We start from the raw sequence: 1,631 nt of genomic DNA, 5'->3' as shown, positions 1-1,631 counted from the left end.
AGATTCTGCTGAAAAAGTCGGTCCGTGTCGATGACCCAGACGGGAACACCATTTGGGCAATGGGGATGGGGGGCCTTTGCCGGACTAGGGGCGCTAGCTAGCCTGCCGCTGGGCCCAGCGGCGGACATTATGGGCGAAGATGCCCAGCCCGATGCCCGTCGCCACGGCATCATAGCCCCGATATCGACTTCGCCGGAGCCCATATTTCCGTTTTAACCGACTAATCGTTCCTTCACCACCCGCACGCCAACGCTGAGCCCGGCGAAAAGCGGGTTTTCGTTCCGCGGCGATGCGGGCCCCTGATTTCTTGCCCCGCTTGGGAATCGCGATGGTACCAATATCTCGGTCCTGGCAATCTTGTTGGTTGCGGGCACTGTCATAGCCGCGATCGGTGGCCACGATGTCGGGATCGCGCCCAAACTGGGCGCGATGGCGATCCAAGGCGGGACCGAGCGCGTCCGCATCCGGTGGGTTCCCGGTGCTGACCGAGTAGTCGGTCACAAACCCATTTTCCGCCTCCATAATCTGGACTTTGTAGCCAAATTGCACGGGTGTCCCCAGTTTGCCCTTCTTAATTGGCCGCGCATCGGGATCCGCCACGCTCACCATCCGATCGGGGATCCGTTCTCCGGCGGTGGCCGCGCGACTCTGGCGGATGACCGTCTGAAGGTCCTGCAAAGCCTCCTCGACTTGGGCGACCCGGTGGGCGGCGGCTTGGTCCAACACCGCAATCTGCTCCTTCGCCCCGTCGATCAACCGGCCCACAGCACGCCCTTGCGCCACGCCGATCCGCGCCAACTCTTCCGTAATTCGGCGTACCTCGGCGACGGCTTCGCCAGTGCGGCGCTTCAACACCTTTCCAATTTCGAGGATCCGCCGTTTCACACTGCGCGCACGGTCCCGGACTGGAACCGGTGCCTCCTTTATGATGGTGTGCAGTCGGCGTGCTCGCCGGGTCACCCGGCGGATCGCATCGCCCAGGAGACCCGAATCCGTGGGATGATGAATGTTGGCTTCAGTGACGGTGGAGTCGATCCGAAATCGGCGGCCCCGGATCACCTTGTCCGCCTGGAGTCGGGCCGTCACGGCCCGATTGATAGCCAGAATACCCTCCGGTCCCAGGCGTCGGCGCCAATACGTTAACGTCGACGGATGCGGCAAGGCGTCCGCCACCCCGAAGTGACAAAACTGCCGCCAGTGAAAGCTATCGGATACTTCCTGGATCAGATCCCGGTCCGATAGCTGATACCGCTCTTTCAAATACAACAGCCGCAACACTTGCGCAGCTGGGACGCATGGTCGACCCCGCACGGGGTCGAGATTGGCTAGTAGAGGTGCCAAAATTGCCGGATCCGCCAATAGATGATCAATGGCCGCCAATTCGACGGGCATTGTCCACACCTCCGGCGGCATCGCCGCCGTCAGAAAGTCTAATTGCTCGTGATCAACGTGTTGCATCGGTTCCCCGAAGCAGGAATTGAAAGCGGCTAGCGCGAATACCTGCTTATCGGGATTCCCCCCTTCGAATTTGGATGGTTTCGTCACTGGATAAATTCGACAATAGGGCCGGGAATCCCTGCTTTTATGCGGTTTTCACGGATCGGCAACAAGAGACTTTTTCAGCAGAATCT

The 1,631-nt window shown here is 60.3% G+C and carries 1 protein-coding gene; it reads right to left on the bottom strand.

Annotation, left to right across the window (positions count from 1 at the left end; all coding sequences use genetic code 11):
- Positions 1 to 93: 93 nt before the first annotated feature.
- Entirely contained in the window at positions 94 to 1,458 is a 1,365-nt protein-coding gene (locus HIJ39_RS22790; RefSeq protein ID WP_169103317.1) for an ISNCY family transposase, read from the bottom strand.
- Positions 1,459 to 1,631 lie beyond the last annotated feature (173 nt).

The sequence above is a fragment of the Sulfobacillus harzensis genome (assembly GCF_012933365.1).
Taxonomy (GTDB): Bacteria; Bacillota; Sulfobacillia; order Sulfobacillales; family Sulfobacillaceae; genus Sulfobacillus_B; species Sulfobacillus_B harzensis.
The sequence above is the reverse complement of the archived record's forward strand: the minus strand, read 5'-3'. Positions and strand labels throughout refer to the sequence as shown.